General features: G+C 46.7%; 12 protein-coding genes and 1 pseudogene. 10 read left to right on the forward strand and 3 right to left on the reverse strand.

Annotation, left to right across the window (positions count from 1 at the left end; translation table 11 throughout):
- Positions 1-449 precede the first annotated feature (449 nt).
- The 3 genes from ACCI51_RS18255 to ACCI51_RS18265 all read right to left on the reverse strand — a co-directional run bounded on the left by ACCI51_RS18255 (position 450) and on the right by ACCI51_RS18265 (position 1,139).
- Positions 450-614, reverse strand: a complete 165-nt coding sequence (locus tag ACCI51_RS18255; protein WP_371844871.1) for a hypothetical protein — start codon at positions 612-614, stop codon at positions 450-452.
- 35 nt (positions 615-649) lie between these two features.
- Positions 650-793 carry a hypothetical protein gene (locus ACCI51_RS18260; RefSeq protein WP_299588950.1) on the reverse strand — a complete coding sequence of 48 codons (144 nt, stop codon included), beginning with the start codon at positions 791-793 and terminating at the stop codon, positions 650-652.
- Positions 794-992: 199 nt separating this feature from the next.
- Entirely contained in the window at positions 993-1,139 is a 147-nt protein-coding gene (locus tag ACCI51_RS18265; RefSeq protein ID WP_371844873.1) for a hypothetical protein, read from the reverse strand.
- A gap of 270 nt (positions 1,140-1,409) precedes the next feature.
- On the opposite strand from ACCI51_RS18265, the gene ACCI51_RS18270 reads away from it, so the two are divergent.
- The 10 genes and pseudogenes from ACCI51_RS18270 to ACCI51_RS18315 all read left to right on the forward strand — a co-directional run bounded on the left by ACCI51_RS18270 (position 1,410) and on the right by ACCI51_RS18315 (position 9,715).
- Positions 1,410-1,754 carry a hypothetical protein gene (locus ACCI51_RS18270; protein ID WP_371844874.1) on the forward strand — a complete coding sequence of 115 codons (345 nt, stop codon included), beginning with the start codon at positions 1,410-1,412 and terminating at the stop codon, positions 1,752-1,754.
- A gap of 122 nt (positions 1,755-1,876) precedes the next feature.
- On the forward strand, positions 1,877-2,245 hold the full coding sequence (locus tag ACCI51_RS18275) for a hypothetical protein (RefSeq protein WP_371844875.1): 369 nt from the start codon (positions 1,877-1,879) through the stop codon (positions 2,243-2,245).
- Positions 2,246-3,497: 1,252 nt separating this feature from the next.
- A complete protein-coding gene (locus ACCI51_RS18280; RefSeq protein ID WP_371844876.1) occupies positions 3,498-3,629 on the forward strand; it encodes a hypothetical protein in 132 nt (43 codons plus the stop codon).
- 231 nt (positions 3,630-3,860) lie between these two features.
- Entirely contained in the window at positions 3,861-4,730 is an 870-nt protein-coding gene (locus ACCI51_RS18285) for a type 2 periplasmic-binding domain-containing protein (RefSeq protein ID WP_371844878.1), read from the forward strand.
- A gap of 50 nt (positions 4,731-4,780) precedes the next feature.
- On the forward strand, positions 4,781-5,128 hold the full coding sequence (locus ACCI51_RS18290; protein ID WP_371844879.1) for a phage major capsid protein: 348 nt from the start codon (positions 4,781-4,783) through the stop codon (positions 5,126-5,128).
- Positions 5,097-5,648 (forward strand): phage major capsid protein, encoded by a 552-nt coding sequence (locus ACCI51_RS18295; protein ID WP_371844880.1) that lies wholly within the window; start codon positions 5,097-5,099, stop codon positions 5,646-5,648. Before ACCI51_RS18290 ends, ACCI51_RS18295 begins: the two co-directional genes overlap by 32 nt.
- Before the next feature lie 165 nt (positions 5,649-5,813).
- Positions 5,814-6,182, forward strand: coding sequence for a capsid cement protein (locus tag ACCI51_RS18300; RefSeq protein ID WP_371844881.1), 369 nt, complete (start codon positions 5,814-5,816; stop codon positions 6,180-6,182).
- Positions 6,183-6,189: 7 nt separating this feature from the next.
- On the forward strand, positions 6,190-6,510 hold the full coding sequence (locus ACCI51_RS18305; protein ID WP_371844882.1) for a head-tail joining protein: 321 nt from the start codon (positions 6,190-6,192) through the stop codon (positions 6,508-6,510).
- Positions 6,511-6,735: 225 nt separating this feature from the next.
- Positions 6,736-8,337, forward strand: a pseudogene (locus tag ACCI51_RS18310) (GmrSD restriction endonuclease domain-containing protein).
- A 1,069-nt stretch (positions 8,338-9,406) separates the two neighbouring features.
- Positions 9,407-9,715 (forward strand): transposase, encoded by a 309-nt coding sequence (locus tag ACCI51_RS18315; RefSeq protein WP_371844883.1) that lies wholly within the window; start codon positions 9,407-9,409, stop codon positions 9,713-9,715.
- Positions 9,716-9,831: the final 116 nt, after the last annotated feature.

A 9,831-nucleotide genomic window follows, 5' to 3' on the forward strand; every position in this document is an offset into this window, starting at 1 on the left:
GCCTAATTCCCCAGCCTTTTTTTAGATGCTTCAGTAAGCTTCCAGGGTTAAGCGCTGACGCTTTTTTATGGCTTTCCTTTTTCCAGCAGGTGCGGTCGGTCGTCGGCTTTGATAAATGGGTTGCTTTCCAGTTTGCACAAGCCTTCAGCTATTAAGTAATTAAAGAAATTATTAAACTCGTCGCGGCGTACGTGCTGTTGGTGGTAGGTCAGGGATTCCCACCATTTGTGCAGATCGGTTAATTTGGCCTTATGTAGGGAGATCGCTTCGAAGACTTCGCTAAATTGTTTTAGTGCGTTACAACGATTGCGTAGGCTAGTTTTGCTAGTTAAGCGGAGATCGTTCTCTACTCTCCATTCTATATAGCGCGTGGCGTGAAAGCCGAAGCTTGCTCTATCCGGAACCTTGGCTGGTTTTCGCTTTACGCTCTTATCCCGGTGAGCATTAGCCTACTCAGCTATACGTAGAGCATCTTCAAAAGATGCTTTGAAGATTTTGTTGGAGCCATCCGGGTGACGATAGCGCCGGTAGTTTTCCCTGTTGTGCGGGTCTGGGTAGAGATTTTCCGGTAGTGGGGTGTCGCCCCGCAGGCGGGGCTTTCTGGGGCTGGTCATTGCCTTGATCGGCTGCTGCGATAGGAGTTTTGTGCTTAGCCTGTCAGCAGGTCTAGCCCGCTTCTGGGCCGGCCATCGTTCGTTGAGGTATTCTGGGCTGGGGTTTTGCCGGTGTGGTCGCTTATAGCGAATCGGTCGGCATCCACATAGGGCTCCCCGGCGATGATCCGGCCGGACATATGGTCGGCTTAGATCCATTCAATGATGTTTCTCTACCGGGGCGGGAGCCTAACTCAAATTTCTCCCTGGCCCAGATAGTGCCTTTCATTAGCGTACCCACAAGGTAGCCCTCCATGGCTTATTCGGGGAAAGCGCTTTCCTTGAGTACGCCGTCCACAATGCTATAAGTAGTAAATTGGTTGGTTTTTTTTCGAAAATTTATACCAAGTATTTAAAGCATTCTTCCTTGGCAATTTGCGCTGCTTTTTCTTTTGCTTCTTTCAGGGTTTCGACGGACTCCTGAAAATCTTTTGCACCACCTATCATCAGGTTATAGGTGCCGCTGAAGGCTGCGTATCGTTTCATTGGATGCTTCCAGATTTATAAAGGGGCTCCAGACTAGCTAGCCCTAGAACGGTTGCTACTGACTGAATGCGTCGGGGCGCGGTTAAATTCATAGCTGACTAGCGGTGGGATTTCTTTTTCGAGTAGACCGCGAATCCATACCATGCCTCATGAGGTAACCTTGGTGTTGATGTACGGCACCTTAACTGGGCCACGGTTGTATTCAGCATCTTTCGCAACGAGCAAGCCATGCTTTAAGGCGATTTTTGTAGGGACGTTGCGCATGGGCTCATGGATGTGCAAAAGAGTGTTCTCTCGCAGCAGTTTCAACAGGTTATTCCTACCCATTTCATGGTTCGGGCGACCTGGGTGATTTTGAATAACTTTTTCTTGTTCACGTCGCTTCTTTCCTCTTTTTTCAAGTGGTGGCAATCAAGCGAGAGGATGTGGAATTTTTATTGGCATTCGAACTCACACTTTGCATTGGTAGCGCAAGTTGCTAATGTTGAGCACGTGGCGGTAGTTATCACTATCAAGCTGGGCGAGTTCTGCAACGGCCAGAGTAAAACGTGTGCAGCAATCCCGTTGGCACGGGTATGGCAGCTGGCTGCGGTGAGCAGCGCCTCTACGCTTTGAGTTGGGTTGAACAGGTTCATGCGGCATCCCCTCCAAAAGGTAACCAGTCGTTGTTTTTTCAGGTGAGGTTGAAATTTAATTAAAAATTGATATTCCTAGGTGCCCTTATCACGAAGGAGAAAATGAAAAAACCAAAATATTCGGTAGTAGGCCTTCTACTGGCTCCAGCCCTTGGAGGTTGTACTGCAACGAGTAGGTCGCCGATGATCATTAGTGAATACTTTGCGATAGAGCACTTCTCGAGCAAGCAAGATATATTGAATAAGGCAAAGCAGGTATTTTTGCGGGATGGATTTCAAATTATGTCGACCGATCTAGAGGCGGAGTACATATCTTCGACCCTAGGAACTGGAAGCTTACGCCAGAGCAGGCTAATCGTGGTGCCGCCCAGGGCGTATATTTACCGGATGAGCCAGCGCAAGATCTCACCTTACAGTGTGTTTCTCGTTGCGAAATTGAAGTTTAGATGGTTAAAAAAAATCTTGCTGTGATTGTTGCTGGCGAAACCTGAAGAGCAATCCTTTTTAAGTCTCTTTGTTGTAACTTGGTGATTCTGCATATTTTGGGGTAGGGCAGTCATCAAGTGCGCTATTTGGAAATTTATACAGGCGATACGTGGTCAGTTTTGAAGTCGCGACATGGACTATTAAACGGAGAAACAGAACATCAACCGCAAAGCTGGTTTTAATTGCGTTGGTCGATTGCTCTAACAGTGATGCGGGGCAGTGTGATCCGTGTAATGCTTATCTGGCCGGCGTTGCGTGATACACAAAGCGCTCAGTGACTAACGCCATCGAATAACAGGCAGAGTTGGACTACCTGAGCGCTAAAAAAACCAATGGGCGCAGAACCAATTAGACCTCTTTTTATACGCTAACCGGTGCAATGAGTTCACCAGTGAAAATAAAACACGAACCGGTGAAATCTGAGCACCCAACCGGTGGAAATGACAACACGTCCTTCTCTATAGAACCAATAAAAAACCATTAGAGAGCGGTAGGGTTCCAAATCGTGTCAACCCAAACGCGGTACACGCTTGCCTGGAAACTGGGTTATCACAGACAAATTCCGCATCGATGCTCAGCGGCTCCGCCCAGACTTGGTGCACCGAATTCAGGATGTGGCGGAGAGCTTCCACGATTACTGGAAATTCCAACCTGGCTAGCGAGGTGTGAAGCTCGATTGGCTGGCCACTTGGCGCAACTGACTCAAACACGAGAGGTATCTCGCCCCCCGGCCCCAAGCCTTAGAGCAGCGGCAAACCCGGATCCTCAGCGCCGTCGAAATCGCTATAGATACCAACTGGTAAAAACCAATCATCAAGGAGGGTTCACTATGTGCGTAGTTAGTATCCCGGAAGCCATCACTCGCTTATCCACAACCAATCCTGGCAGTCCCCTCGCGGTGTTCCGCACCCAGTCTGCTCACCTTGTGAAGGCGGTGTTTGCAAATACGGTGGTTACTCAATTTTGGATAAATCAGGGCCATATAATTTACCTGTGGCGGAAAGGCGGTTTCAGGATTACTTCGAGAGTATGCCGAGGGCGACTTAGTAGTGAGGCATGGCTGATTACATATTGAGTACTGAGAATTTAAAGTGAGGAGGGGCCGTGTCATAGCTGGATATACGTGAACTTTGTGGGAGTGGTCTCGAGCCTATCCAGAGCGGGCGGGGAATTCTGTATCTTGGCCCCGTTTGGCTGCGAGATGGTATCGGGATGCAGGGAGGAGATCCCTGTGCCAATGAGTGAGGTTAGGGCGGAGGAGACCGATCGAGTTGTGGGTATGTGCCTGCGGGCTGTAAAGGGACGCAAGAGCCAGGAGAAGATGAAGGATGAGTTACAAGTGTTTTGGCCCCGCTATTTTCATAGATAGGAATTGCAGGATCCGGCCAGGCTGGTTAAGAAATCGGTGGCCAGCATCAAGATGCTTTGCCAAATCATTGAGTCGAGCATTGAAATAGCTTTCAGGATAGGGGAAAGGTTTCAAGGGTGATGAGGCGTATTGTTTATCTCTCCTTCAGGCGTCCGATACGTTGTCGATTTTGCCAGCATCCCGCTTCCTGACGTTCAAATCACTGTTAAGGGGCTTAATAGGGGCTCGTGAGTGTCTTATGGGGATATGGGGTCTGTGCTATGGCCTAATCTACTATCTAGGGATTTACAACTTTTTGCGCCGCTACTGAGTGTTGCTATGCAAAACAGGGACTTAAAGAAGCTATTTCTATTCGTTATTCTCTTTGGCTATGCCTCTTTTTCTTTTGCGGTGAAGTCATCGAAACCGATAGAGCTAAAAGTTGCTATCGAGCAAGATGCGCCACCTTATGTGGAAAACCATGCAGCGCTGGGGCTTGAGGTAGATGTAATATTGAAATCCCTGCCAGGATATTCAATAACCTTTTTGCAGTTGGGTTGGGGAGGAATTCCACAGGCTATGGGTAAGGGTATGGCAAATGCCGAGGCAAATGCGATTAGGCACGATGAGCCGAACAAATACTATTACTCAAACTACTATATCGGATTTTTGAATTATGCCATTAGCCATAAAGATAAAGATTATAAAATTGATAGTGTGAGCGATCTTGTTGGGCGCGATCTTATTGTTTGGAAGAACGCTCATCTAGTTCTTGGGCCAGAGTTTAAACATCTATTCTCCCCTGATGCACCAGGCAGAAAGAATTATGTTGAGGCGCAAAATTCAAAGGATCAAGTTCTAGACTTCTGGAAAAACCCTGATTCGGTCATCATTATCGATAAAAGCATATTTATGAACTTTTCCATAATTGAGGGGCACTCAATGGATAAAGTGAGTTTTCATAAGATCTTTCTGCCGGTAGCCAAGTTTAAAATGGCCTTTAAGGATAAAAAACCTAGAGATGATTTCAATAAGGGGCTGGCCCTTCTTTGCTCAAAGGGTGAGTACGCTAAGCTAATGGCGAAATATGGTGTACCGGAAAAGGCAAACGTATGCCCTTAGGCTGGTTGTGGGCATTGGACATTCAAGGTGTTTAGTACGGCAGTGGACTGATGCAGGCCCACGGCCAGAATCTATCGGGCGTGGATAAGATGGACATCGTCGCTGCCGGCTTTATCCACGGCTCCGGAGACTTCGCTAATGTCCTGGGTAATATCGCTAATAAATCCATGCTGAAGGGTTACTCGGAAGCGGCAGAAGTCTTCTTGCAGTTTACCGCCACCGGCCACCTCAGCGACTTCAAGATCGCTACCCGCACCGATCTCGGTACCTTCCCCTCACTGCGCCAGGTCGCACCGAGTGCTGAATTTAAATACGTCAGCATCGGCGAGCGCGCCGAAATCGCTGCACTGGCCACCTACGGGGGAGATGTTCTCGATTACCCGCCAGGCGATTATTAATGACGACCTCGGAGCCTTCACCCGTATACCACAAAAGATGGGTCTCGCCGCCGTGCGCACCGTGGGTGATCTGGTCTTTAGTATTCTGCTGAATAACCCAGCCATGGCCGATGGCAAAGCCCTGTTCCACACCGACCACGGCAACCTGGCCACTAAGTCAGGCATCAACACCGCTAGCATCGACGCCGCACGGGTATTGATGGGCAAGCAAAAGGATGGCAAAGCCTTCCTGAATATCCGCCCTAAATTCCTGCTGTGTGATATCGCCGATGAGGGGGCCGCAAAGGTTGCCCTGGAATCCGAGTTCGAAGTGGGTGCATCCAGCAAGAACAACACGACCCCCAACAGCGTGCGCAATATAGCCAGCGTGCTCTCTGATGGTCGCCTCAGCGGGCACAATGGCTGGTACCTCAAGGCCGACCCAGTAGCGCACGACACGATCGAAGTGCTCTACCTGGAAGGCCAGCAGGCCCCCGTACTGGAACAGCAAAACGGCTGGAATATTGGCGGGGTGGTTTAAAGTCCGCCTCGATGCCGCAGCGAAAGCCTGGGACGTAAAAAGTATGGTGAAAACTCCTAAAACCTAATGCCCAGCTCAAACCGAACCAAACCTTAAAGAATCCAAAAAGGGCCGCATCACACGGCCTTTTTGCTTTCAGTTACAAACCCAGTTGAGGGAAAGAAAATGGCTACGAATTTTGTGCAAGACGGACGCATGCTGGATGTCACCAACAGTACCAGTGCGAAGCTAACCTCTGGTCAGGTGGTGGTAGGTTCAGTACTGGGTGTGGCGATGGAAGATATTGCCGTGGGTGAAACCGGCGTGCCCGTTATTGATGGCGTATTCACTGTGCTGAAGGTATCCGCCGCAGTGATCAATCAGGGCGAAAGCCTCACCTGGGTAACCGCCTCCAGTGCCTTCGATGATAACGCCGCCACCGCCGCTACTGACGATATCACCGGGGCAACCGCCTTTGCCGCCGAAGCTGCCGGTGCAGGTACTGCCAGCCTTGCGGTTAAGTTTACCGGCGTACAAGGCACCGTTAAGGCCTAGGTGATCCATGGATCTGGACCAACGAGCCGCAGAGTGCGCGCTTCGCAAATGGGGCAAGCCCGCTACCTATGACGATGGTAGCGGTGCTGAGCCTATCGATTACCAGTTGATTTTCGATCAGGAGATTGACCAGTTTGATGAAGAGGAACGCCTGAGGGTACCGCGTATTGAGTTGAGCTTGCTGGTGAGTGAAGTGGGGGATTACAACTCAGAGGCAGTAATTAAGCTGGGTGGTGTGGAGTACACAGTGCGTAAGAGGCTGGCGGATGATGGGGTGGTTTGGCGGGTGTTGGTAGAGGGGCAAGCTAAAATTGCGAAAAACAGTTAAAAATAAATCGACTGGAAAAATGTCGGAAGTATTGGGTGGCGGCCAAAATGATTAGTCTTTAAGTGGGGCCATCGTACAGATTGGCTATGTTACATTGACCTAATAGTAAAAGATATTGATGGATTGGCATAAATTTCCATCTAAGATATATGCCTTTGGGATCGCTATATAAGTGTTTGTCACTACAGGCGCTGATTTGATTGCTACTAGAAATGGATCGTTTTGATGAAAAGACCTGAACTGAATACTACTCCAATAAAAATAGATAAGCTCATTAATAGGATCGATGAGGGGGAAATTAAGATACCAGCGTTTCAGAGGGGGTATGTTTGGAAACAGAATCAAGTAATTGAACTGCTGGAGAGTATCGTTAAACAATATCCTGTGAGTAGTGTTTTGCTTTGAGAGGCCAATGAAAAGGAGAAGCTAAGGTCTACAAGAAATATTGCGGGGTATAATATTCCAGATAGAGGAGATAATTGGCCAGTAAATTATGTATTGGATGGTCAGCAGCGTTTGTCATCCATTTATGCTGTCTTTAGTTCAAATGTCGAGCAGGAAGAGTCAAGCGCGAAGTACAACCCGAATCTTAATCTTTTCGAAATATATTATGATTTTGAAAGTGAGGCATTTCTTCCTGTTAGTGAGAAGGAGGAAGTAGACCCGGGGAGAGTAGTAGCCCTTAGGAACATAATAGATCCTATTAAACTTGTTGATGAGATCGCTGCGCTTGATAAAGCATACCATTTGCAAGCTAAGAATCTTTCATCAGTATTGCTGAATTACGAAATCCCTGTTGTTCAAATTAAGAACCGAACGAAAGAAGAGGTAGGGGTTATTTTTGAGCGAATCAATAATACAGGAACTAAGCTTAACACTCTCGATTTAATGACGGCTTGGACTTGGACTGAGGATTTCCACCTGCTCGATGCAATCGATGAGTTATTGATTGAGCTGGAAGAGAAGTCTTTCGGAAATATTGATTCAAAGTTAGTGCTGCAAATAGTGTCAGGGATTATAGTTGGGTCTACAAAGACCGAAAATGTACTTCGCCTAACTGGTGAGAGGGTAAGGGATAATTGGGATCAAGTAAAAAATTCAGTTCGAGCAACCGTAGACTTTCTGTCAACTCAGATAAAGTGCTCGAGCATTGAGTTTCTTCCATTTCATCAGCAATTAGTGCCACTGGCTAGATTTTACTCTAAAACAAAGCGCGTTACAGAGGATCAACTTGATATCATCAAGAGATATTTTTGGAGTACATCTTTTTCTAATAGGTACTCAACTGGTCAAACTACACATAAAATGGATGCTGATATAGATTTTATAGACAAGGTGGCTGATTATGACTTCACTCTCATTAAACGTTACTCTCCATCAATTACGGCTAGAGAATTAATTGCTGCACAGTTCAGTAAGGCAAACCCCGTAACTCGAGCTTTTCTATTGCTGTCAGCACAACATAGCCCGCTGGACCTAGCTAATGGTAGTTCTATCGATACTGGAAAATCCTTATCCAGCTACAATCGGAAGCAATATCACCATATTTTTCCTAATGCATTTTTAAGTAAGCAGGGTTTTTCGAAAGAACAAAGATTCTCAGTGGTGAATTTCTGTTTTTTGCCAGCTGATTCTAATAAGAAAATATCAAGCAAAAGTCCCTCGGATTACTTCTTTTCGACTGTTCCCTCGGAGAAGAAAAGTGAAATTTTGTTAAGTAATCTATTGCCTCAGGATGAAAATATATATAGTGAAGATAACTTCATTGGATTCCTTGAGAGCCGATCTGAACTCATTGTTGATTCGGTACATAAATTAGTAAATTAGGTTAAGGGCAACTATGTAGTTGCATTTTGTTCATTCTTCGTCCTGTGTAACCATGAGTTAAAAACATCTAAAGAAATTGTTGTTGTAGTAAAGTACTGCTATCGCGATAGATCCCCAAACCCGCACCAGCGGGTTTTCTTATGCCCAAAATTCTTGGAGCACACCCCAATGACCCAGCGCATAACAATCCGCGATGCCGCATAAAACAAGCTGGAAAACCTAACTAGCTATAACTTCCCCTCAGCCGGTAGCACGGAAGGCATAGAGCAGGATACGCCTGACCTATACCGCCCAATATCCCACTGAATGACGCATTCCCGCGTTGGACTTTAATTTCTACTAAGCGACTGGAGAATCCCTATGTCCCAATTGGCTCATTGGGGTAATCAAGCCCCCTAGCTTGCTTTGACTATCAGGGATCAAAAGCAAATTCATATATTCACAGGAAAAAAGATACTAACCGTTTGACTTTTAAGGGGGGTTCAAGATGACATATAACAGCGAAAATGCCGGGATATGATGCGGCTGCAAAATATCCATTTATGTACGACGGAATCAACTGCCGGTAACCTAATATTCCTTCAGGGTTTTTTTCATCGTTGCCGAAAGGAGTCTTTGGATATAGTGGTGGGTGATATATTGCAGCTACTTTTGAATACACTGTTATTGGTCGCTCGCTCCGGTTTTGCGCGTGTTCAGTTAAGAATGGCAGGTGATTATTGGGCTACTGTATAAAAAAACAGTATCGACGGGAAGGCCCATAGTCAACGGTTAGACCTTCGTGTAAGCTTCGAAGCAAGGCCGCGAACCTAGTGCTGCTAATTTTTCTCTCAGAATCGTGGTAAACAGTAAAAGAAATATATTTGTAGTGAATTTGTACACAGTGCCGCGAGCAACAAATAACAACCCGATGATGCGGAAACCTAAAAGTTGTTATTCCCTTTGCTTACGCAAAGGCACTGCCAACTTTCTTAACGGTTCCGCATATCTATTTCGTTAAATTTAAGACTTACCCACGTTTAGTAGACACCCTGTATAGTTAGGTTTAGGTCTAACACGGAGGTGTATCATGGGTAAGAAAATAACTCAGGCGTATACGGAGGAGTTCCGAAGAGAAGCAGTTAAGAGAGCGGAAAAGCCTGGAGCAACAACGGCTTCTGTGGCGCGAGAGCTAGGCGTCAGCGCACAGCAGATCTACAACTGGCGTCGTCAATTTAATCGACTGTCTGATAAGCAGTTCAATAGTTTAGACGGCGTCGACTATTTCAAACAGGAAAGCGCTGAAGTTCGCAAGCTCAAGAAGGAACTGCATGAAGCTCGTCAGGAGGTTGAATTTCTAAAAAAGGTAGCTGCGTACTTTGCGAACCACCAAGAGTAAAGTACGCACTGATACAAGAGCATGTAGGGTCATTTCCGGTTAGCTTGATGTGCCGGTGTTTAGAAGTCTCAAGATCGGGTTATTATCGATGGCGGGGGCGGTTGCCATCTGCTCGC

It is taken from the genome of Microbulbifer echini, assembly GCF_041447225.1.
Classification (GTDB): domain Bacteria; phylum Pseudomonadota; class Gammaproteobacteria; order Pseudomonadales; family Cellvibrionaceae; genus Microbulbifer; species Microbulbifer echini.